The sequence below is a fragment of the Aerococcus sp. UMB7834 genome, from assembly GCF_030215145.1.
Classification (GTDB): domain Bacteria; phylum Bacillota; class Bacilli; order Lactobacillales; family Aerococcaceae; genus Aerococcus.
On the sequence record NZ_JASOLI010000007.1, the window covers coordinates 18,417 to 39,073 of the forward strand.

24 protein-coding genes and 1 pseudogene are annotated in these 20,657 nt (G+C 46.4%); 16 read left to right on the forward strand and 9 right to left on the reverse strand.

Going from position 1 to position 20,657, the window contains the following annotated elements:
* Window positions 1-5 precede the first annotated feature (5 nt).
* From QP339_RS06730 to QP339_RS06740, 3 genes are all read right to left on the reverse strand, one after another.
* Window positions 6-770, reverse strand: a complete 765-nt coding sequence (locus tag QP339_RS06730; protein ID WP_083290610.1) for a threonine/serine exporter family protein — start codon at window positions 768-770, stop codon at window positions 6-8.
* A 24-nt stretch (window positions 771-794) separates the two neighbouring features.
* The gene (locus QP339_RS06735; RefSeq protein ID WP_284910900.1) at window positions 795-1,724 is read right to left on the reverse strand and encodes an AEC family transporter; all 930 of its coding nucleotides are present in this window, start codon (window positions 1,722-1,724) and stop codon (window positions 795-797) included.
* Window positions 1,725-1,907: 183 nt separating this feature from the next.
* Window positions 1,908-2,750 (reverse strand): aldo/keto reductase, encoded by an 843-nt coding sequence (locus QP339_RS06740; protein WP_070618965.1) that lies wholly within the window; start codon window positions 2,748-2,750, stop codon window positions 1,908-1,910.
* Between the two features lie 197 nt (window positions 2,751-2,947).
* Between QP339_RS06740 and QP339_RS06745 the strand changes: the two genes are divergently transcribed.
* Window positions 2,948-3,430, forward strand: a complete 483-nt coding sequence (locus QP339_RS06745) for an S-ribosylhomocysteine lyase (RefSeq protein WP_070618967.1) — start codon at window positions 2,948-2,950, stop codon at window positions 3,428-3,430.
* A gap of 145 nt (window positions 3,431-3,575) precedes the next feature.
* On the opposite strand, the gene QP339_RS06750 is transcribed toward QP339_RS06745, so the two are convergent.
* Entirely contained in the window at window positions 3,576-4,316 is a 741-nt protein-coding gene (locus QP339_RS06750; protein ID WP_070618973.1) for an alpha/beta fold hydrolase, read from the reverse strand.
* Window positions 4,317-4,953: 637 nt separating this feature from the next.
* Complete coding sequence (locus QP339_RS06755) at window positions 4,954-5,511, reverse strand: nitroreductase family protein (protein ID WP_284910901.1); 558 nt, start codon at window positions 5,509-5,511, stop codon at window positions 4,954-4,956.
* A gap of 181 nt (window positions 5,512-5,692) precedes the next feature.
* Here QP339_RS06755 and rlmD point away from each other — a divergent pair, with 181 nt between their 5' ends.
* The gene (rlmD, locus tag QP339_RS06760; RefSeq protein WP_284910902.1) at window positions 5,693-7,075 is read left to right on the forward strand and encodes a 23S rRNA (uracil(1939)-C(5))-methyltransferase RlmD; all 1,383 of its coding nucleotides are present in this window, start codon (window positions 5,693-5,695) and stop codon (window positions 7,073-7,075) included.
* Window positions 7,076-7,286: 211 nt separating this feature from the next.
* On the opposite strand, the gene QP339_RS06765 is transcribed toward rlmD, so the two are convergent.
* Complete coding sequence (locus QP339_RS06765) at window positions 7,287-7,601, reverse strand: type II toxin-antitoxin system RelE/ParE family toxin (protein ID WP_284910903.1); 315 nt, start codon at window positions 7,599-7,601, stop codon at window positions 7,287-7,289.
* Window positions 7,594-7,860 carry a type II toxin-antitoxin system prevent-host-death family antitoxin gene (locus tag QP339_RS06770; RefSeq protein ID WP_284910904.1) on the reverse strand — a complete coding sequence of 89 codons (267 nt, stop codon included), beginning with the start codon at window positions 7,858-7,860 and terminating at the stop codon, window positions 7,594-7,596. Before QP339_RS06770 ends, QP339_RS06765 begins: the two co-directional genes overlap by 8 nt.
* Window positions 7,861-8,136: 276 nt before the next feature.
* Here QP339_RS06770 and QP339_RS06775 point away from each other — a divergent pair, with 276 nt between their 5' ends.
* From QP339_RS06775 to QP339_RS06800, 7 genes and pseudogenes are all read left to right on the forward strand, one after another.
* Window positions 8,137-8,442, forward strand: a complete 306-nt coding sequence (locus QP339_RS06775; RefSeq protein WP_284910905.1) for a type II toxin-antitoxin system RelB/DinJ family antitoxin — start codon at window positions 8,137-8,139, stop codon at window positions 8,440-8,442.
* A 98-nt stretch (window positions 8,443-8,540) separates the two neighbouring features.
* Window positions 8,541-8,762: pseudogene (locus QP339_RS09650) on the forward strand (type II toxin-antitoxin system RelE/ParE family toxin); the annotation flags it as partial.
* A 228-nt stretch (window positions 8,763-8,990) separates the two neighbouring features.
* Window positions 8,991-10,532, forward strand: a complete 1,542-nt coding sequence (gene abc-f, locus QP339_RS06780) for a ribosomal protection-like ABC-F family protein (protein ID WP_284910906.1) — start codon at window positions 8,991-8,993, stop codon at window positions 10,530-10,532.
* Between the two features lie 139 nt (window positions 10,533-10,671).
* The gene (locus QP339_RS06785; protein WP_284910907.1) at window positions 10,672-10,914 is read left to right on the forward strand and encodes an AbrB/MazE/SpoVT family DNA-binding domain-containing protein; all 243 of its coding nucleotides are present in this window, start codon (window positions 10,672-10,674) and stop codon (window positions 10,912-10,914) included.
* Window positions 10,908-11,261: a type II toxin-antitoxin system PemK/MazF family toxin gene (locus QP339_RS06790; RefSeq protein WP_284910908.1), complete on the forward strand. Its 354-nt coding sequence runs from the start codon at window positions 10,908-10,910 to the stop codon at window positions 11,259-11,261. The genes QP339_RS06785 and QP339_RS06790 overlap by 7 nt, the downstream gene beginning before the upstream one ends.
* 309 nt (window positions 11,262-11,570) lie before the next feature.
* The gene (locus QP339_RS06795) at window positions 11,571-11,735 is read left to right on the forward strand and encodes a hypothetical protein (protein ID WP_284910909.1); all 165 of its coding nucleotides are present in this window, start codon (window positions 11,571-11,573) and stop codon (window positions 11,733-11,735) included.
* Between the two features lie 65 nt (window positions 11,736-11,800).
* Window positions 11,801-12,445, forward strand: coding sequence for a hypothetical protein (locus tag QP339_RS06800; RefSeq protein WP_284910910.1), 645 nt, complete (start codon window positions 11,801-11,803; stop codon window positions 12,443-12,445).
* A 67-nt stretch (window positions 12,446-12,512) separates the two neighbouring features.
* Here the strand turns inward: QP339_RS06800 and QP339_RS06805 are convergent, their stop codons facing one another.
* Window positions 12,513-13,439 carry a LysR family transcriptional regulator gene (locus QP339_RS06805; RefSeq protein WP_350225030.1) on the reverse strand — a complete coding sequence of 309 codons (927 nt, stop codon included), beginning with the start codon at window positions 13,437-13,439 and terminating at the stop codon, window positions 12,513-12,515.
* An 88-nt stretch (window positions 13,440-13,527) separates the two neighbouring features.
* Here QP339_RS06805 and QP339_RS06810 point away from each other — a divergent pair, with 88 nt between their 5' ends.
* The 6 genes from QP339_RS06810 to QP339_RS06835 all read left to right on the forward strand — a co-directional run bounded on the left by QP339_RS06810 (window position 13,528) and on the right by QP339_RS06835 (window position 18,027).
* Entirely contained in the window at window positions 13,528-14,271 is a 744-nt protein-coding gene (locus QP339_RS06810) for an SDR family NAD(P)-dependent oxidoreductase (RefSeq protein WP_284910911.1), read from the forward strand.
* A gap of 245 nt (window positions 14,272-14,516) precedes the next feature.
* A complete protein-coding gene (locus tag QP339_RS06815; protein WP_284910912.1) occupies window positions 14,517-14,921 on the forward strand; it encodes a helix-turn-helix domain-containing protein in 405 nt (134 codons plus the stop codon).
* 13 nt (window positions 14,922-14,934) lie between these two features.
* Complete coding sequence (locus QP339_RS06820; RefSeq protein WP_070619010.1) at window positions 14,935-15,279, forward strand: hypothetical protein; 345 nt, start codon at window positions 14,935-14,937, stop codon at window positions 15,277-15,279.
* 412 nt (window positions 15,280-15,691) lie between these two features.
* On the forward strand, window positions 15,692-16,417 hold the full coding sequence (locus QP339_RS06825; protein WP_284910913.1) for a DUF554 domain-containing protein: 726 nt from the start codon (window positions 15,692-15,694) through the stop codon (window positions 16,415-16,417).
* A gap of 47 nt (window positions 16,418-16,464) precedes the next feature.
* Complete coding sequence (locus QP339_RS06830; protein ID WP_284910914.1) at window positions 16,465-17,538, forward strand: DUF6287 domain-containing protein; 1,074 nt, start codon at window positions 16,465-16,467, stop codon at window positions 17,536-17,538.
* A gap of 126 nt (window positions 17,539-17,664) precedes the next feature.
* Complete coding sequence (locus QP339_RS06835) at window positions 17,665-18,027, forward strand: CTAG/PCC1 family protein (protein ID WP_284910915.1); 363 nt, start codon at window positions 17,665-17,667, stop codon at window positions 18,025-18,027.
* Between the two features lie 115 nt (window positions 18,028-18,142).
* Here the strand turns inward: QP339_RS06835 and QP339_RS06840 are convergent, their stop codons facing one another.
* Entirely contained in the window at window positions 18,143-19,258 is a 1,116-nt protein-coding gene (locus QP339_RS06840; protein WP_284910916.1) for a glycosyltransferase family 4 protein, read from the reverse strand.
* Between the two features lie 187 nt (window positions 19,259-19,445).
* On the opposite strand from QP339_RS06840, the gene QP339_RS06845 reads away from it, so the two are divergent.
* Entirely contained in the window at window positions 19,446-20,612 is a 1,167-nt protein-coding gene (locus QP339_RS06845) for a nucleotide sugar dehydrogenase (protein WP_284910917.1), read from the forward strand.
* The last annotated feature ends 45 nt before the right edge of the window (window positions 20,613-20,657 follow it).

The following is a 20,657-nucleotide window of genomic DNA, read 5'->3' on the forward strand; positions in this document are numbered from 1 at the left end:
CCTTCCTAGCCCAACCACTGCAGGGTAAGGGCAATACCGATACCGAGGACAATGGCAATCAGAATGGCATTCACAGCCTCCACCATGCCCGAGACTAATTGCCGGGCAAAGAGGTCACGGAGGGCTCCCGTGATGGCTAGACCGGGGAGGAGGGGCATGATGCAGCCCGTGATCATGGAGTCCAGGTGGCTGACCCAGCCTAAGCGATTGAAGGAGAGGGCGAGAACACCGATAACAGTTGAAGCAAAGAAATCACTGAGGAAGATCACCTCGAACTTCTCCTTGCATAATTCGGAGACGGAGAAGCCGATAGTTGCTATAAGGAAGGCAAGCAAGATATCCCGATAGTTGTTGTTGTCCAAGAGCAACATGAAGGCCGCACTGGCAAAGCCAGCAGCGATAACTTGGATGGGAAAGCTGAAGTTCTTGGGTTCCTTGTCGACCCGCTGGAGTTCGCTTTTGAGTCCGGCTAGGTCTAACTTCCCAGCTTCATAGGCCCGGGAGAGCTCGTTGGTTTCATCAATTTTGGCTAAATTAGTAGACAGTTTGCGCACCTGGGTCATTTGGGTCTTTGACCGCTGGTTGAGGCTCATGAAGATAGCAGTATTGGTGACATAGGCTTCGGTATCGAAGCGGTGGGTGTTCTGGGCGATCCGCTGCATGGTGTCTTCCACTCGGTAAGATTCGGAGCCTGACTCCATCATAATGCGTCCCGCCAAGAGGCAAGTTGACAGCAAGAGGTGGTTCTTTTCTTCTTCAGTCATTGACATATAATTCCTCCTTTAATGGCTGGCTTATCCAGCTAAGTTAAGTAGGGAAATAATCAGTGGAATAATCAACACAGAAAAAAGCGTGGAAACAAAGACATAGCGGGTGGCCAAGGCAACGTCCCCGTCAAAGATTGTGGCATAAGCCGTTGCTGAGGAGGGACCAGGCATAGCGGCCGTGACCACCAGGACACTAATGATAATGGGATGGCTGAGGAAGGTCCCGAATAGATAATAAATGATAATGGGCAAGAGGACCATCTTAATCAGCATGAGCAAGTAGATCCGCCAATCGTTGAAGCAATCTCTGAATTTGATCTCGGTCATGGACATACCAATCACGATCATAGCCAAGGGCGTGGTCATATTCCCCACGAGGCTGAGAAAGGATTCAGCTGCTTCGGGAATCTTCCAATCAAGGATAAAGAAGGCGAGGGCGATCAAGGAAGCTGCAAAGCCGGGCGAAAGAAGGATCTTACGCAAGCTCAACTGGCCCTTTCCCTTCTGACTGTAGCGGCTCATAGCCCAGACCCCGAAGGAATAAACCAGGATATTGGAGGGAACATTCACGAGCGAGGCATAGAACATGGCCCCAGCACCGTAGAGGGCTTGGATAACCGGCAGCCCCATGAAGCCGTTGTTCTGGAAGGTCATTAAGAACTGTAGGGTACCTTCTGATTCCTTGGCCACAGTGATAAATTTAGGCACAATAAAAGAGAAGGCCATATAGAAAAGATAAATAATAAAGGCAATGGCCAAGAAGGTCAGGGCTTCACTCTTCGTCCCTAATTCCCCGGCACTATTGATGGTGGAGAGGATGAGGGCAGGTGAGGAGACATAGGTAATCATGGTTGAAAAATCATACTGGGCCGATTCGGTAAAGAGTTGCTGCTTCTGGCCCCAATAGCCCAGAAACAGGGTAGCCAGTAGGATAAGCATGGGTATAACAGCTGACAATAAAATCCCTCCATAATTTATACTTGCTCCCATTATAGCATGAAATAATAGGAGGCATCATGTGGGCTAAAGCCTCTTTCCCGCCTGCTTTGATGAGCCTAGAGGACAAGAACACAGCGCATCCGACAAGCGACTTGGCAGGGGATGCGCTGCTTATGATTAAAATCTTTTTCGATGGGACTTCTAGAAGTCCTTGGTATCTGGATCGGGAGCTTCGGTCAAGTCCTGGATCTGGTCAATCTGGCGGACTTCCTCTGGGCTCAAGTGGATATCGAAGACCTCATAGTTGGAGAGGATATGCTTAGGGGTCTTAGACCGAGGAAGGGGCAGGAAATCATGGGCCAAAGACCAGGCCAAGGCAATTTGGGCGACCGAACGCTCATGTTTGTCGGCGATGGCTTGGAGCTCTTGGTTGTCAAAGATTTGACCGCTGCCCAGGGGACTATAGGCTTCTAGGAGGATATCATGATTCCGGCAGTAGGTCACAAGCTCGTCCTGGCTCAGTCCAGGGGCCAATTTAATTTGGTTGACCATGGGCTTGATTTCAGCCGTTTGGAATAAGGGCTCGAGATGTTTCTCTAGGAAGTTAGAGACACCAATGGACTTGGCCTTACCTTCTTTGTAGAGGTCTTCCAAGGCCCGCCAAACTTCCCGGTTACGAGTCTCAAAGCCTGGCTCTTGGCGGAAGGGTTTGGGGTTAGGCCAGTGGATCAGTAAGAGGTCCACATAGTTGGTTTGTAACTTATTGAGGGATTCTTCGAAAGAAGCTAGGGTATCCTCATAAGTGCCCTTATCATTCCAGATCTTAGTAGTCAAAAAAATCTCGTCACGCGGCACATCACTGGCTTGGATGGCCTGGCCCACACCGGCTTCATTGCCATAAGTCTGGGCAGTATCAATATGGCGGTAGCCAGCGTTCAAAGCATTCTTAACCGCTTGGATCACGGGCTCACCGTCTTCCAGTTGCCAGGTACCAAAACCGATTTTAGGAATTGTGCGGCCATTTACTAATTGATAAGTTTCCATTTAGGGTCACTCCTCTGCTATCAGTATAAGCCTATCATACCAAGAAGATGGGCTGAAAGGTAGTGAAAGCCCTTCGGTTGTTAAGGAGACCAAGTGATCACTGCTGCTATCTTTTGCCTAAGCGCTAAATATTGAGTCTGCTTTCTAAATATGGGATAATGATTAGTGACGATCATTATTTCAAAGGAGGAAATAAAATGGCAAAAGTTGAAAGTTTTGAGCTCGACCACGATGCAGTCAAGGCCCCTTATGTCCGTCTAGCTGGGCGGGAAGAAGGTGCCAAGGGGGATGTCATCACGAAATTTGATATCCGCCTGACCCAACCCAACCAAGAAGCTGTTCCTACAGCAGCCTTACATACCATTGAACACATGTCAGCTGGTCTTGTCCGCGACTATGTGGACGGGGTGATCGACCTCTCGCCCATGGGCTGTCGGACAGGCTTCTACCTACTCGTTTGGGGAGAAAAGACCCCTGAAGAGATAGCAATTGCCTTCACCAAGGTCCTCAGAGATATCGTAGACTCTAGCTGGGATGATGTCCAAGGGGTCGAACGCAAGGGCTGCGGCAACTACAAGGACCACTCCTTGTTTGGGGCTCAAGAGTGGGCCAAGCATATCCTCGACCAAGGTTTCTCTAAGGATCCTTTCGAGCGCCAAGTGGTGGAAGTCGCAGAATAAGAGATCGATACTTTGAATTTTATGGTCAAAGAGCTAAATCATAAAAACAGGAAGTAGGTCCGAAGCTGCTGCTTCTTCTTATCATTTAAAAAGTCTGAAAGCTTATGTTTGAGAGCTTTCAGACTTTTATTTTTTCTTTGAATGTTTAAATGGGGAAGTGGTCGGTAAAGAAGTCGACCATACTTTTGATGGTTTCAACGCGGACTAGGTGGCCTTCGTCTTCGGCTTGGAAGTCAATCTTTAAGTGGGGATTGGCTTGGACAAAAGTTGCCGCTTCCTGGAAGGGGATCCGGTCGTCTTGGCGACCGTGCCAGATGAAGAGAGGCCGGTCACCCAACTGGTCGGCTTGCCTATACAGGTCATAATCTTCGAGCCAGCCGAGTAGGGTCTGGGCGTCTTTGGGGAAATAGCGACCAGCTGCACGGGCATGGCGGGCAATTCTTTGGGCATAGTGGACCGGCATGGGGCTGCCCATTAAGCAGGCCGCTGCCTGGATCTCGGGGTGCTGGCAAAGGAGGGCGCAGGTCGTGATCCCGCCCATGGACACACCGGCTACCGCAATCCGGTCATCAGCCAGCCCTAACTGCTGGAAGTGGTCGACAATAAAACCAAATTCGAAGAGATTGGCCTGGATGCTCTGCCAGAAGGTCATGGAGGGGATCTTGGAATACTTGCGGTAGCGCTCGCCGTGGTTGTCAGCGTCGGGTAGGAGGGCCCGGTAACCCGCCTTGGCCAGGCGCCGGCCGGCTGTTAGGTTGAGTTCCTTGCGCGACTGCCAGCCGTGGTAGTAGACCACGAGGGGCAGGCGGTCATTCTTGCGGTCTTCTTGGACGAGTTCGAGGAGAGGCACCTGGCCCAAGAGCCGGCGTCGGATGCTGATCTTCATTCTTATCGCTCCTTTCTATAGATAAGCTCATTGCCATGATGGAAGTAAGGAGAATTTTATAAAAAGTAGAAAAAATGACGAAAAGTCACAGAAAATTAACATTTAAGTTTTATACTATAGCCATACCCAAAAGGTTAGTAGAACTAACCATATTCTTCATACCTCTCCTTCTTATAAAACGAGAAGAGATGGAAAAAGTGCCGCATTTGCCGGCACTTTTTTTATTGAATTCTTTAATAGATTGTATGAATGAGCGATGAGCATCCGTTCCGCTTTTGAAGTTGGGCCTTGAATTTAGAAGTACAAGAACGTCTTTCGCCGTCTTGTACTTTATCCGTAAGTCGCTAACACTCCAACGGCTAAAGCAGCACCGGTTGGAGCCAAGGTCTCTCACCTAGCGAGACTCAAACGGTCCGTACGGCTGACGCCTACGTTCCGTAATTCGCTTCGCTTGCTTTTCATGGCTAAGGCCCAACTTCAACGCTTCACTCCTGCTCAAAAAATAATCAGCACGATTTTTTATTACTAGTCATAAATATTAAGAGTACAGGACTTTTTACTCGATAATAATACTGTATATAAATATTGGATACTAGAAGATAATACAATCTATCTTGATTTTACCAGTGAGCTCATCTTATTGATAAACGGAGAAGCCTTTCTTGTCGTAGAGGCTTTCTTTGTCTTCGGAGACGCTGTCTTGGCCTTTGCCGAAAGCGAGGGCACCCTTGAAGGTCCAGTGGTCTGGGATGGCCCACTTGCTGGTGTCTTGTTGGCGTGGGTGGTGGAGGCTAGCGTCTAAACCGAGGTCAGTCAGGGCAAGCCAGCTCAGAACAGCAGTAATGCCATGGTTTTCACCGGAATAGCGGTCAGCGAGGGACTCATCAATGGCATACTTATCGGTCAGGCTGTAGACATGGTTGCGGTCTTCGAAGAAGAGGACGGTGCCCTTAGCCTGCTGTAATTTTTCGTAGCGATCAGCATAGTCTGGGTTCAGAGCAGCGACAGCTTGCCAGTAGGATTGGCTCTCGCCATCGAGAAGAACCGCTACACGTGGGGTCTGTTCGCCAAAAGCCATGGGCGCTTCATCGAGGGCCGTCTTCAGGGCTTGGCTGATGTCGTCATTGGTCACATCAACATCCGCACTGAGTTGGCGGTGGGACCGGCGTTTGTGAAGTAAATCTTGGTAAGTCATCTTAAAACATCCTTTCTGTGTTGTGTTATGATTTACCTTTATTGTAGCAAGGGATTTTCCAAGAAGCAAAATTAAGGACTTCATATTTTTTGAAAAAAGACGACCAAGCTTGTGAGTTCTCGGCGATATTATGCTATGATGGGAAAGATTATTCCAATAAATAGGAAGAAAGGAATCGATTATGGCAAAAGTAAAGCGACAAGCACCTGTCAAAAAGAATGCCACTTATGATTTAAGCATTGAAGACTTGACCTATGAAGGCCTAGGAGTGGCCAAGGTAGATGGCTATCCCATCTTCGTCCATGATGCCCTGCCTGGTGAAAAGTGCTCGGCTCGGATCGTCAAGGTTCTCAAGAAGTTCGCCTTCGCGATTGTTAAAGACCGCTACCAGACTTCACCCGACCGGGTTCCCTTGCGCGACAAGGACGGCTTGCGGACGGGGACTATGCCCCTCCAACACCTGGCCTATCCTGCCCAGCTGGCTTTCAAGCGCCAGCAGGTCATTAACTCCCTCCATAAATTTGGCCTCGACCAAGGCCTAGAAGTTAAGGAAACCATCGGCATGGAAGAGCCCTGGGCCTACCGCAACAAAGCCCAAGTGCCGGTCGCAGGAGAGCCGGGCCAGCTCTATACCGGCTTCTACAAGCGCCGGTCCCATGATATTGTGCCCATTAAGGACTATCAGATCCAGCTCAAGAACATCGACGAGACCCTGCAGACCGTTATCCAGATCCTCAATCGCTACCAAATCACCGCCTATGACGAAAAAGCCCACCGCGGCCTCCTCCGCTTCCTGGGGGTCCGCCAGGGTGAGCATACGGGCGAAATCATGGTCATCCTCGTTCTTAACGGTAAGTCCCTCCCCCATGAAGTAGAGATTGTCCAAGCTATCCGCCGGGAAGTCCCAGGCCTGGTCAGTCTGGTCATCAATATCAATGAAGAGCGGACCAATGTCATCATGGGCAAGGAGACTCGGGTCCTCTACGGTGATGACCGCTACCACGATCAGATCTTGGGCCTGGACTTTGCGATTTCCAGCCAGAGCTTCTTCCAAGTCAACACCAGCCAGGCTGAGAAACTCTACCAAGCTGCCCTCGAAGCTGCCAATCTCCAGGGTAATGAGCAGGTCATGGATGCCTACTGTGGGATTGGGTCTATCTCCCTCTGCCTGGCCCAAGCAGCCAAGCATGTCTATGGGGTCGAAATTGTCGAAGATGCGATCGATATGGCCCGGGAAAACGCAGCCGCCAATGGCCTCAATAATACCAGCTTCCAAGCCGGGGATGCCGGTGAGGTCATGCCAGCCTGGGTCAAGGCAGGGATTCCTTGCGATGTCCTGGTCGTTGACCCCCCACGCAAGGGTCTGAGCGAGGCCTTTATTGAAGCCTCCCTTGAACTCGATGCAGACCGGATTGTCTACGTCTCCTGCAATCCCGCTAGCCTAGCCCGAGACTTGGCCAAGTACACAGCAGCTGGCTACCAGATCCAATCCGTCCAGCCGGTCGACCTCTTCCCGCAGACGACACATGTGGAATCGGTTGTGTTGATGACGAAGTGGGATTAATACTAGGGCCATCAATTACGAATGATTTATGCGATGGCTGTTGGAGAACAAGAAGCAAAGCGACGAAGTGATGCGGTAACAGCGAACCGGTGAGTGCGTAGTATTGATTGAAAAGAAAAGCAGATAGGCTTTATAGAGGTTTTAAGTGCTGAGAAGATAATAGGCTCCCCTAAAGTAGATTTCATTACTTTAGGGGAGCCTATTATTATCTTTAAATTAAATATTCCCATTGTCTTGATGCGTGTAGAATGCGATGAATAAATACGGTATGTTGACTGTCATCAATGATGTAGAAGATGCGATAGTTTTTGTAGCCTGTGTAACGATAGCCCTTGCTAGCTAGGTAATCGTCTCTGACGAGTTGAAATTTTTCAGGCATAAAAGTTAATTGTTCCATAGCTTCTTCAATGCCGTTAAGAAATTTATTAGCTGTGTGAGGAGAAGTTAAGTCAATTTGAATATAGCGAACGATTTCTTTGAGGTCAGCCTGGGCCGAAACAGTGACTTCAATCCAATAATCAGTCATGGTCTAACTCTTTTCTTAAATCATTCATGACCTCTTTGAGTGGCTTCGTTCGTCCTGCGGCAACATCTTGCTCACTGGCCTTTAATAAGGCATAAAGTTCATGCTTGCCAACGAGCTGTTCGTAAGCTTGAATACTCATCACAGCTAAATCGCCACGACCATTTTTAGTGATAAAAACCGGAGAATTGCTTTCATTACAAAAATTAGAAATAGCATTATAGTTATTTCTTAAATCAGTGCTCGATTGAATTTTTGGCATTTTGATCATCCTTTCTAAAGATATAATACTATTATTTCTTTAGATCAGCAATGAAAACTATAGAAACTCTTTTACTACAATAATGCGGCAATAGTGGATCAGCTATACTTTATCGTATTATTTGAAGAGAGAAGCCCCAGTAATGGGGCTTTTTTCATTTGGAAGACTTCGATTCCAACACTGCTACACTTGTTTGTTCTAAATGATTAAGCAGAAAGTAACTTACATATGCCAATACATTGTTATAAAATAATTTTTGAAGAGAGGAGCGATTTTATGGCAAAGACAGCAAATTTGTATGTTCGTATGGACCCAGAATTAAAAGAGCAGGCAGAGCATATCTTAAATTCACTGGGCCTACCCCCATCAAGTGCTATCACGATGTTTTATAAGCAAGTCGTATTGCAACAAGGCTTACCTTTTGATGTTAAGCTTCCTTATAGAGAAGCACTTGATAGTAATGCATTGTCCAAAGATGAATTACATAAAGAGCTAGAAAAGGGCTATCAGTCAATCATAGAGGGTGATGTCAGACCGGTAGAAGAGGTCTTTGCTTCTCTCCGTAAGGAATTTGATCAATGAACTATCTAGTTTCTATTTCTCACGAAGCAGAGGAAGATTTGCGAGGAATTTACGCTTAGCTTGCCTTTAATCTTTTATCGTTAGAAAATGCAAAGAGGCAAGTTAATAGAATCGAAAAAGCGATAAAGCGTCTTGATCAATTTCCAATGCGGTATCCTATCATAGATTTCGAACCATGGAAAAGTAGGGGCTTGCATGTCATGCCTTGCGATCATTTTATTATTTTTTATTTTGTGGAGGAAGAAAATCATAAAGTTTTGATTTCGCGTATTTTATATGGCAGAAGAAATATCGAAAATGCTTTAGGCGAGAATGATTAAGGTCTATACCAGGGTGAAACAATTTGCTATAATAAAATTAACTTAAGAAATCCGAGGTAAAAAAGACATGGTAATTTTAATCTAAGTATCTGAGCAAAAAATTTCCTAGTTATCAAGGGACTAGTATGCACTCAGACACTTGGTTAAATGAACCATGTCTTTTTGTGTATCCGTTTTTAGCTCAGATATATCGCTGATGCTAGCACTGAACTTATAGGAGAGCTAAATATGGAAGAAATAAAATTATTACATGTTACGAAAAAGATTGCAGACCACCAATTATTTCAAATTGATCAGCAAATCATTAATCAAGGAGACAAGGTCGGTCTCATTGGAAAGAATGGGGCAGGTAAATCAACCTTATTGAGGATGCTAGTTGGATTAGACCAAGACTACCAAGGCCAAATACGAGTCCGGCCGAGCTATGCCTACCTCCCTCAATTAAAGCAAACAACGGAGGAGTCTGGTGGTGAGCAGGCTAAACGTATGCTAGAAGAGATCTTCAGTAAAGGAGCAGACCTCCTCATTCTGGATGAACCGACAGCCAATTTAGATAGTGAAAACATTGATTGGCTCATTCAAAAATTGAATAATTATCCAGGAACTCTCTTGCTGGTTTCTCATGACCGTCAAGTATTAAACCAAGTCGTAGATCAGATTTGGGAATTCGACCAAGGCCAATTAACTAAATATGTGGGGAATTATGACGACTATCAGGCAGCCAAAGATAAGGCCATTCAAGGACAGGAAATTGCTTATAAAAATTACCAGAAAAAGGTTCAGCAATTAGAAAAAGAGGTCCAGCACAGAAATCTGCGGGCGCAAAATTTTAAAAAGAAGAAAAAGAATATGTCTCGGTCAGACTATAAAGTCAGCGGCTATGCAGGAAAATATGATGGACAGGAAAAAGCCATGGCCAAATCAGCTAAGGCGCTACAAAGAAGGATTGACCAGCTTGAACCTGTCAAAGAGCCAGAGAAAGAACGGCGCTATAGCTTTAAAGCGATTGGAAATTTGGCAGTGAAGTCAGGCAGAACGTTGCTCCACCTAGAAGCGGGTCAAGTCCATGTTGGCGAACGTTTATTATTTGCATTTCCAGAATTTAAAATACAGGCAGGGGATAAGCTAGCTATTCAGGGACACAATCAAGCAGGAAAAACTAGTTTCATGCGCCAGCTATATCACCAGCAACTGCCAGGTTATTATATGGAAAATTTAAAGATCGGTTACTTTACACAAAATTTTGATCAACTCCAGCTAGATAAGAGCATTTTCGAAAATGCCAGTCAAGGAAGCTTACAAGCAGAGGATTTGATTCGTCTGATCTTAGCTTCTTTGGGTTTCGACAAAAACAAATTGTTCAATCAGGTCAAGTGGCTATCAGGAGGTGAGCGTGTCCGTTTGGCATTCGCTAAATTATTACTAGGCGATTACCACCTTTTATTGCTCGATGAGCCGACCAATTATTTAGATATTGCTACCCTGGAAAAGGTTGAAGACTTTATCAGAAACCATCCTGCTGCTATTCTACTGGTTTCCCATGACCAGGAATTTGTCAACCATAGCGTGAACAAGCAATACCTCATCAAAAATAAAAAGTTGTTGAGTCCTGCCTACCAGGAAAATAACCCAGATAAAGTGGAAAAAGAAATTAGCCGACTAACTTTTCGCCTCAATCAGATGATTGCTGATCCAAATGTAGACCTAGAAGAGATCAAACATCTCCAGAATAAGATTAGGATATTAAAAGAAGACCATCATAAGGGTTAAGGCAGCTTTTATTAACTGAATTGAGAGCGTGGTTTTTAGGAGATGTTCAATGAGAGAATCATCCTAAAAAGCGTTCACAGGGGCAATGTATATACATTTGTATAGTCATTTGATAAAATGAGCTTGAGGAGGGGGTAGTATGCAAAGTAAAATTGCTCAATGGGGGAATTCAAAGGCAATCAGAATTCCGTCGACCCTAGTTAAACAACTCGATTTAAAGGATAACCAAGTGCTCTCACTCGAAATCAAAGATCAAGCATTAGTGATTAAGCCTCAGGAAGCAGAGACGATTCAGGAATTATTTGCTGATTATAAGACCTCTTTCACTTATGAGGAAGAAATGGATTGGGGACCAGCAGTGGGAGAAGAGATCGAATGGTGATGCGGCAGGGGGATATTTTTTATGTTAATTTTAACTCAAGTATTGGGCACGAACAGAGAAATAGTCGTCCAGCCATTGTATTAAGTCACGATCTCATCTTCCAAACGAGTCGGATAGCGATCCTTGCACCAATCTCAACAACTAAAAGAAATTATCCAGCCTATTATGAGCTTCAAGAGACTGATCAGATAAAGGGGAAAGTGCTTTTGGATCAAACAACGGCTCTTGATCTTTATCATCGGCAAGTCAGCCGAGAAAATTTCATTGAACGAGCTAAGCCGAATGAATTTAAACGCCTGATTCACCGCTATAAATTGTTATTCGATCTGGTGGATGATTATCAATAGGCGATTAAGAAGAAGGCTGAGATTTGTAACTCCCAAATCCAACGTCTACGGTCTAGCCTATTTGCTTATATGCTAAGCTATTAACTCATTAAAAAATTTAATCAAAGTAGAGAAGGTGAAGACATGTCTTTAGGAACGGAAGGTGTTTTTAGAAATATCTAGAAATTCCTCGACCAGCACGGCGGAGACTTCGATAGTATTGATGAGGTCATGGACCATGCCATTGCCTTGCATAATGAGGGCTTGCTGGTTTTTGATGATGAGGATGACGCCAGTCGGGCGCCGGACTTGTTTGAGGCAGCCATGTAAATGGCGGATAAGGACCAGCGCTCGGCCTTGCTAGAAGAAGTTCAGGACCTCGATTCAGATAACTTGGCTATTTACTTTGCCTGGGCGCTCGACCAATTCCATGGGCAAGAAACGGTAGCGATGATTCGAGACGAGGCCGATGCTTACTTCAAGGCCCAACGCTAGGAAATTAAAGAATCCGGTGGAGAATAAATTCAATGTGGAAGCTTGTCATTGAGGGGAGACGCGCTGTGACTTCTTTTAAATTAACGGTACAGAAATTCTTTGTTCAAGATGGGAGTATCGATAGTTATGCCTTCCTGCTCGGCTTAGTTCTTTTACTGACCTTTGCCTTCATGCGCTTGCCACTCGGCCTTAGCCAATTGGCCTGTGCCCTGCTGGCTTCGAATGTCTTTCGCTACATCACGACGGATGCGCTCTTTCATGAGGAATTCTTGAGGCTAGAAGGGTGGCAAGAAGTCTTAGCCTATGCCCTGGCAAAGAATTCATTCACCCTACTCTTTGAAGCGGGCGTCTTAGCATTAGTCTTTTTGTTGGTTAATGTATTAAAGATTTTTTCTTTTGAGCCAGAAAGTACGCTAGCTATGGGACAAATTCTGGGGCACTTGTTCCTGGTTCTGGAGACAGAGAATTTGATCTTACTTGTCAATCATCGCTCGGTTCCCTCCTATCAGAAGGGGATCAGAAGAGATGGGGCTAAGGATATTGCTGTGGGTCTTGTCAATGCTAAGAGTATGTTCCCTTCCATTGTTGCTAATGGGATGATTGCGGCTCTTCTCTTTTATTATGTGCAAGAAGATTTCCCTATCACTGTTGCAGGGCTTTATTATTTGCTTTGCTTACTCATCTTCGTTAGGTTGCGAACTAAGTTTTAAAACGAAATAGGTAAAAAGGCTTTGACAGGACAATAAAAGTTGCTGTCAAAGCCTTTTTGCTGAGTGATCAGTGCTCAATTGGCCGGAAGCTAGTCCTGCTTTCTTTCAATGCTAACTGACGAATAAAGTCTAGAAAAGCTTGAAGAACGGGATTGGGATAGGGATCTGACCGATAGATGAGGCTGACTTGGCGGAAGGTCTTCTGGGGCATGATGGGGAGATAGGCCAGATTATCTGGAGCATTGGGCAAGGAAATGCTGGTGATTAATGAGGCATAGCGTCCTGTCTGGGTGAGGCGCAAGATGGAGCCTGCATCATCCACATTGATTTTGTGTGTGATGCGGAGGCCGAGTTCAGCGAGGAACTGATCACTTTCTTGTCTGAAAGCATAGTGCTTATGGAGTCCAATGAAATCTAAGGACTCGAGATTTTCTAGTAAGATATGGTCTTGCTTTAAGAGCGGATGGTCAAGGGAGAGGGCTAGGTAAAGTTTATCATCGACTAGCACTTGCTTTTGAAGGCCGGGTGCTTGCATCTGGCTTGATGTGACCGCCAGATCGAGTTGGTAATTTTGGATTTGTTTGATCGCTTCTTCATGGCTGAGGTCATATTGGTTGAGGCTAAGACCGGGGTATTTTTCTAGGAATCGCTGGATTAAGTCAGGAAAGACGTGGGGCATGGTGATGGCGAGGGAGAGCTGGCCTTTTTCAAGCGATCGTTGGTTTCGGACCAGGTCTTGGCCAATTTGGAGCTGTTTATGAGCGCTTTGGCAATAGTTTTGATAGGTCTTGCCTTGGTCAGTCAGGAAGATGCGCCGGCCTTGGCGGTAGAAGAGTGGGACCTGGAGCTGGTCTTCTAGGTCACTGATGGCTTGGCTGACGGCGGGTTGGCTGACTTTAAGGGCCTTGGCTGCCTGGGTCATGTTTTCGTATTTAGCCACTTCGAGGAAGTAAAGGAGCTTGTGGGGGAAAATAAGATCGCCTCCTGATAAGATAAGCTTATTAAGTGATTATTTATTCATAGTATTTATGATCTATTATATCACTTATACTAAAGATAAGTAATCTAAAGGAGTGATGATTTTGTCAGAAAAAGTAGCACTAATCACCGGAGGAACTAGCGGTATTGGTTTGGCAACAGCCAAGAAGATGAGCCAAGAAGGTTACCGCCTGGTCCTAGCCAGTGTGGACAAAGAAGAGCAAGTCGAAGAAGCTTTAGAAGCCTTGGGGCACTCGGAAGCCATCCGTCATGTAGCCTGCGACGTGTCTGACCCTGCCCAGTGTCAAGAAGCGGTGGCTACAGCCCTGGAAGCCTTTGGACAATTGGATATCCTTGTTAATGTGGCTGGGATTACGGGCGAACGTGGCGACTTCTTAGACTATGACTTGTCAGCTATCAAGCAAATTATTGATATTAATTTGATGGGGACCATTAACTTCTGCCAGGCAGCGGGCCAAAAGATGAAGGAAGCTGGTCAAGGTTGCATTATCAACGTTGGTTCCATCTGTTCCTTCTTAGCCAACGGGGAAAACATTGGTTACCACGCTAGTAAGGGTGGGGTGAAGATGGCCACTCAGGCGATTGCACGGGAACTCGGCCCCCATGGTGTTCGTGTCTTAATGGTCTCACCGGGTTGGGTCAATACCTCCATGATGCGTGGGGACCTGAAGGACTTTGGCGACAGCCTCCATATGAAAGAACGGGTCATCGAGCCTGAGGAAGTGGCCAATGCCATCTACCTCCTGACCCTGCCAGAAGCTAGCGCCATCAATGGCACGAATGTAATGGTTGAAGACGGCTATACATCCTTTAAGGGGATTTTCTAGATCTTTTTCCGACCAAAGACAAGCTCCAGAGATGGGGCTTTTTCTATTTTGTAATCTTAGGCTAGTTGCTATAATGGACTTATGATAGGAGGCTAACTGGAAGTCGATGTGTTTTAATGGGAGTTTCATAAGGAAAAAGGAGCTTGTCAAAGCTTTTTGACAAGGAAACTGCTTGATGTCAAAGAGCTTGGATGGTATTTTTAGCTGTTATTATTTAAAGTTGGAAGTGAAGAAGGGAGGTAAAAATGACTATAGGAGAACTGCTTAGGGAGGCTCGCTTGCAGTCGGGCATGACCCAAGAGGGAGTTGCAGAAGCGATTGGCGTCTCAAGACAATCAGTTTCAAATTGGGAAAATGATAAAACTTATCCTGATGTGATTAACATCATTCGATTGAGTGACCTTTACCAAGTGAGTTTAGATGTTTTACTGAAGGGGAGTGAAGATTATATGGGGCATTTAGATGAGAGTACCGATATTGTGAAGAGTAACCGGAACTTAATTCGAACGATTGTCTTTGGTGTCTTGTTGATTGTGTTGATTTTATTCATCAGTCCTTGGCTAGCTTTGCAGTTTGTCCTTTCATCAATTTTCACCATTACATTGGCCTTGGTTGGGATAGTTTATTTTGAAATTATTAGTCGCTTTTAGAGGAGGGATAGCAATGACTACTTATCCGGTTATAATGGCTATAGCTGGGGCTGTTGCCATTATGGGAAGCGTCTTTCTAAGCTACAATTTATATCAGATGATTGCTATGGATGCGGAAGCTAGAGGGATGCCTCGCCCGCGTTTATGGGCTTTTATGAGCCTGCCTAATGGTAATGGGGCAGGGGCTTTGCCTGTTTACTTAGTCGTTCGTCGGAAACACACCCGTCGGCCCTTTAATCATAAGGAGCAGGAGGCTTATAAAGGCTATAAGAAAAAAGCTAAATTGTCACTCCTGATTTTATTGATAGGTATGTTTCCACTAATTTTTGTGGTTATTCACTATCTTGCTTTGAGCTAAAGACTTTGGAAATTTCTCGACCTTATAAGGGGAACTTCTCCTTAATCTGGAAGTTCCCTTTCATATTCTGTTGTTGATTTTGCTTATGCAGATTTTCTAGAGCGCCTGGGATTTTATCCCAGGCGCTTTTTCGTTTTCTTGACTATTTGGTAAGAGTGATCGAACTGAGAGCAATTGCTTGCCCATGGACTACTGTAAATAACAGTAAAATTTACGGGTCAGGAGCTTAAATCGACGATTCAGGTAAGATTCGTCTAATGGAAGCCTTTTAATGCTATACTTCATTTATCAACTTGCTTAGCGAGCTTTGCGATGCGGGTGAAGGCCAAGTCCTCAGATTAAAATGAGTATTTCATTAAAATATGCTAAAATAATAGCTATTGAAAACGAATGAAAGAAATGGGGAAATGAAATGGTTGGGCTTGGGACTTTAATTAATTGTGTCGGAATTCTACTGGGGGGCCTGGTGGGCAGCTTGGTGGGAAATTTGTTTAAGGCTAAGCAGCAGGAGGCCCTCCAGAAGGCTTGTGGGGTGAGCGTGATCTTTATCGCCATTGCCGGGGCTATGGATGGGATGTTGACCCTTCAAGGGGATAATATCGTCAGCGGCCGGTCCATGCTGGTCGTCCTCTGCCTGGCCCTGGGTAGCCTGATCGGAGAGCTAATTGGGATTGACCGCGGCTTTGAGAAGCTCGGCCAATTCCTTCACCAGAAGTCGGGGAATGGGAGAGACCCCCTCTTTGTGGAAGCTTTTATCACGGCGTCGCTGACGGTCTCTATTGGGGCCATGGCCATTGTTGGGGCGATCCAGGACGGCTTGTTGGGCGACTATACCATGCTGGCTGTGAAGTCGGTCTTGGATGCTATTATCATTACAGTCCTAACTTCAGCCATGGGCAAGGGAGCCATCTTCTCTGTCATTCCGGTCTTTGTCCTGGAGGGTGGGGTGACCCTGATGGCCCGCTTACTGGCCCCCATTATGACTGACCTGGCCCTGGATTATCTCTCCTTAGTGGGGTCCATCCTCATCTTCTGTATTGGGATTAACCTGCTCTGGGACAAAAAATTGAATGTCGCTAACATGCTGCCCGCCGTCTTCTTGGCGGTTCTGGCTGCCTTCCTGCCGGTCTCATTCTAATCGCTAAGCTGGCAATATTACTAGTGCAAAAGAAAAGGAGTCTACTCATGAAAAAATTCAACCAATGGGCACTGGTCCTCTCGACGGGCCTAGTCCTTGCAGCCTGCCAAAATAACACAAACCAGTCGAATAATGACCAAACTTCCTCAGAGCCGGCTTCGGAGAAAGTTTCTTCGAGTCAATCAGGATCAAGCAGCCAGAAAGCTTCCAAGGGGTCTACTGGTCAAAAGACGAGCTCTAAGACAAAAGAAGAGCCGGTTAAGCCAGAAGTCGACAACATGGCCGTTTATGGTCCTACCCTCGAGGAACTGGCCCAGGCTGAAGAGAACCGTCCCGATTACTTTGTCTTCTATGATATCGATGGCAACGGGGTGGATGAGTTGCTGACGGCTACGGACTACGATGGCAAGCTCCACTATAGCGATCTCTACTACTTAAAGGGTGGCCAAGAACCGACACTCCTGGCGAGAAATTATGCAGCCAGTGCCGGTGGTCTGCGCCAAGCTAGCGATATCTTCCAAGACGGCACGGTTCTGGATTCCTACCACTACTCTACAGCTGGGGAGGGCGAAGCTCGAATTCTCCGTATCAATCCTGAGACCCAGACGGAAGAAGTGGTCGAAGAGGGAAGCTATTCAGTGGGCAACATCAGCACTCTGGATGATTTTACCGCCGGCCGGACGCCTATCGATTATGACCAATTGGACTGGCAGCGGATTGACCAAATTTATGTGGACCAGGCAGAGGAAGAAACTCCTCAGCCGACCAGCTTTGACCTATCCGCCATCCTGGAAGGAGATTATTCCAGCCTGGCTGGCACCTGGCAGGATGGGAATGGCACGATTTACGAATTTACTCCGGAAGACATTGCTTATGGTGATTTAACAATTAATAATAGTCATGCCAACTCTGATGGGACCGTGAGTCTATCAATAGGACCTAAGAGCGTTGCTCAAGGCGGCGGTTTCCTTATTATCGTCATCCCCGCCGGCCAAACCCCTAACGGTCAGTCCAAGATGCCCGATGCTTATGACGGTTCCGATATGAGCCAGGACCGCTTGTGGGCGGGCCAGAGCCTAGACTTTAGGGACCCAAATGCCTTCTTTTATAAAATAAATTAATTAAGTGCATTATTTAGATTTATCTAACTTTTCTTGGTAAAATAGAACTGGAAAGTTCGGACGCAGTTTTTGAGATCATCGTTGCTGCCACTGTTTATTGATTGTGCCCTGAAAGGATGGTTTTCTATGCGCTTAGGAAAAGTTTTGAAACGGATTGCCAAGGCTGACCACTATACGGTGGAGAAGGACACGGGTTTGATCCACGGCAAGGTCAACGGCTACACGCTTCTAGTGGATATGATGCACCTTGGCCAGCAGTATGATATTATTTTTCACTTGACCAAGGATGGCCAGGCACCTGACCGGCAGGAGTTGCTCCTCCATCTGCCCAAACACAAAAACTTGCAGAATGTCAGAGTAGAGGGCAATAAGGTCACTTACCAGGCGAGAACAGCTATGCTGGTTCAATCGACAGTGGATAGCTTGTTCGAGATGGTCGACCTGATTACCCGAACTTTAGAAGAATTGGGTTATGAAGAAGCGGCCTAGTCAATCAATTAAGTCTAATCAAACAAAAAAGGAAATCATTAGCTGTTCTTGGCACGCAATGATTTCCTTTTTTCTATTCTGATGAGTAATTCAAGCTGCTAGCAAGAAAATCCGCTTAAGCCTTCAAGATGCCCTGATAGAGCTTGTCGTAACGCCCACTGATCTTGTCCCAGGAGAAGTCCTGGGAGTGGGCCAGGGCGCGTTGGCAGAAGCCTGGATAGTCCGCGAGAATGGCTTGGACATGGTGGACAAAGTTATCTGGCCGGTCAGGGTCCAGGCTGGCGCCGACTTCGTAATTGGGATAGTAGCTGTCGAAGCCTTCGCCCTGGGTATAAATGACGGGGAGGCCCTGGCTCATAGCTTCCACATAGACCAGGCCGAAAGTTTCTCTTGAAGAGACCAGAGCGAAGATATCCATCTGCTGGTAGAGGTCCCGCATGCCATCGTGGTCTTTGGGGCCGTAGTAGGTCACCAGGGGCTGGTCTTTGACTTGGGCCAGGATGCTTTCATCCCAGGCAGGGCCGATGAGGTGGAGTTCAGCTGCTTGGGCATGTTGGTTATAGTAGTCCACCAGGCTGATGAGCTTGGGGATCTGTTTTTCTTTTAAGAGTTTGGCCGTACAGACAAAGCGTAGGGGCTGGTGGAGTTCAGCTTGCTTAGCGTCATAGCGGTTGGTGTGCCAGTAGTCGTCGATGCCATTGGCGATGACTTGGGTCTTGGCTTCCAGGTCCGCTCGCATAGAGTCTGGAATATACTTGGCGAAGACTTCCCGCCTGGAGTTCTCAGAGATAAAGACCACTTGCTCAGCGTCAGCAAGAATCTTTAGGCCGAGCCGGCGGAGCCAGGGCATTTTCTGGAAGAAGGTCCGGATATCGGCACTGCGGACCGCCACGACATAGGGAATTTTATGGGTCAGATAGACTTTGTGGGCCAACCAGCCATTGGAGAAGAGGGAGTGGGCATGGACCAGGTCGATTTGGTCGAAGGCATAGCGCTTTTTGAGGTCCTGCCAGATCTTGTAATGTTTGAGATGGAAGACATAGCGGTCTGCTTGGTGGAAGGCTTCCACAATCTGGCAGTAGTCCCCCTTAGCGGCCAGGCGGTCCTTGGGGAATTCCTTGGCAATGGGGACATAGACGTCGAGGGCCATTCCCGCGGCAACTTGCCGGTCGTAGAGGTTCTGGTAGAGAGGGGTGGTGGAATAATAAGAATTAATATGGAGGATGTGCACAAGCGTCGTCCTTTCTGTTAAAATAAGCAATTCCCTATTATTATAGCAAAAAGAACAAAAGCCTAACAGAAGATAAAAAAACTTATAAAATTGCTTTTTTTCTAGGGGAGGGGGCTTAATTACTAGGGCATTATGCTATAATTAGCCCTATATGAAGAAAACGAACTGGAAGAGGAGAGCGAATCATATGAAAATTACAGTTGTCGGTGTTGGCTATGTGGGCTTAGCGAATGCCATCTTGCTTGCGCAAAACCACCAAGTGACAGCACTGGATATCAATGAAAATGTGGTCAATATTATCAATTCGGGCAAGCCGCATATTAAGGATCCTGAAATGGAAGACTATATGGCTAATAAGGACCTGGATCTGACAGCAACTACCGATTCGGACCTGGCCTATGCAGAGCCAGACCTCATCATTATCGCAGCACCAACCAATTATGATGAAGTGACCAATTCCTTCGATACCTCAGCTGTTGAAGCCGTTCTCGACGATATCTTAGCCCATGATACTGACTGCCCAATTGTCATTAAGTCAACGATACCGGTTGGTTACACAGAGTACATCCGCGAAGAAAAGAATTGCGACCGGATTATCTTCTCGCCTGAATTCTTGCGTGAAGGCAAGGCCTTGTATGATAACCTCTACCCTTCCCGGATTATTGTCGGAGATGACGGTCAAGCAGGTCACCTCTTTGCTGAGCTCTTAATTGAAGGGGCAGAAAAGGAAGATATCTCTGTCCGCTTCATGGCGCCAACCGAGGCTGAAGCGGTCAAACTCTTTGCTAATACTTACCTGGCCCTCCGCGTTTCCTTCTTTAATGAATTGGATACCTATGCGGAAGTGCGAGGCTTGGATTCCAAGTCCATTATTGAGGGGATTGGCTTAGACCCACGGATTGGCCTCCACTACAACAACCCTTCCTTTGGCTATGGGGGTTATTGCCTGCCTAAGGATACCAAGCAGATGTTGGCCAACTTCGAAGATATTCCCAACAATATTATCCGGGCAATTGTTGATGCCAATGACACCCGCAAGCAATTTATTGCGGATTCTGTCCTACGGCGCAAGCCGGAAACAGTTGGGGTTTACCGCTTAACCATGAAGCAAGACTCTGACAATTTCCGCCAATCAGCCATCCAAGATGTCATGAAAAAATTACGCGGGGAAGGGGTCGAAGTGATTGTCTACGAACCGAGTCTTGAGGGTGAGGACTTCCAAGGTTACCGCTTAGAAAATGACCTTCAAGCCTTCAAAGACCAATGCGACCTGATCATCTCCAACCGTCGCGCTAAAGACTTAGAAGATGTGACAGACAAGGTCTATACCCGCGATATCTATAACGAAAATTAAAAAAGTCTACACTACTTCCAAGTCAAGCGCTCTTTGCTTGGCTGG

Coding starts and splice junctions, on each gene's coding strand:
- QP339_RS06845 (WP_284910917.1), top strand. CDS start 19,446: ATGAAAATTACAGTTGTCGGTGTTGGCTATGTGGGCTTAGCGAATGCC.
- QP339_RS06790 (WP_284910908.1), top strand. CDS start 10,908: ATGGTGATGCGGCAGGGGGATATTTTTTATGTTAATTTTAACTCAAGT.
- QP339_RS06835 (WP_284910915.1), top strand. CDS start 17,665: ATGCGCTTAGGAAAAGTTTTGAAACGGATTGCCAAGGCTGACCACTAT.
- QP339_RS06825 (WP_284910913.1), top strand. CDS start 15,692: ATGGTTGGGCTTGGGACTTTAATTAATTGTGTCGGAATTCTACTGGGG.
- QP339_RS06770 (WP_284910904.1), bottom strand. CDS start 7,860: ATGCCAAAAATTCAATCGAGCACTGATTTAAGAAATAACTATAATGCT.
- QP339_RS06775 (WP_284910905.1), top strand. CDS start 8,137: ATGGCAAAGACAGCAAATTTGTATGTTCGTATGGACCCAGAATTAAAA.
- QP339_RS06730 (WP_083290610.1), bottom strand. CDS start 770: ATGTCAATGACTGAAGAAGAAAAGAACCACCTCTTGCTGTCAACTTGC.
- QP339_RS06785 (WP_284910907.1), top strand. CDS start 10,672: ATGCAAAGTAAAATTGCTCAATGGGGGAATTCAAAGGCAATCAGAATT.
- QP339_RS06820 (WP_070619010.1), top strand. CDS start 14,935: ATGACTACTTATCCGGTTATAATGGCTATAGCTGGGGCTGTTGCCATT.
- rlmD (WP_284910902.1), top strand. CDS start 5,693: ATGGCAAAAGTAAAGCGACAAGCACCTGTCAAAAAGAATGCCACTTAT.
- QP339_RS06795 (WP_284910909.1), top strand. CDS start 11,571: ATGGCGGATAAGGACCAGCGCTCGGCCTTGCTAGAAGAAGTTCAGGAC.
- QP339_RS06765 (WP_284910903.1), bottom strand. CDS start 7,601: ATGACTGATTATTGGATTGAAGTCACTGTTTCGGCCCAGGCTGACCTC.
- QP339_RS06745 (WP_070618967.1), top strand. CDS start 2,948: ATGGCAAAAGTTGAAAGTTTTGAGCTCGACCACGATGCAGTCAAGGCC.
- QP339_RS06740 (WP_070618965.1), bottom strand. CDS start 2,750: ATGGAAACTTATCAATTAGTAAATGGCCGCACAATTCCTAAAATCGGT.
- QP339_RS06755 (WP_284910901.1), bottom strand. CDS start 5,511: ATGACTTACCAAGATTTACTTCACAAACGCCGGTCCCACCGCCAACTC.
- QP339_RS06830 (WP_284910914.1), top strand. CDS start 16,465: ATGAAAAAATTCAACCAATGGGCACTGGTCCTCTCGACGGGCCTAGTC.
- QP339_RS06815 (WP_284910912.1), top strand. CDS start 14,517: ATGACTATAGGAGAACTGCTTAGGGAGGCTCGCTTGCAGTCGGGCATG.
- QP339_RS06750 (WP_070618973.1), bottom strand. CDS start 4,316: ATGAAGATCAGCATCCGACGCCGGCTCTTGGGCCAGGTGCCTCTCCTC.
- abc-f (WP_284910906.1), top strand. CDS start 8,991: ATGGAAGAAATAAAATTATTACATGTTACGAAAAAGATTGCAGACCAC.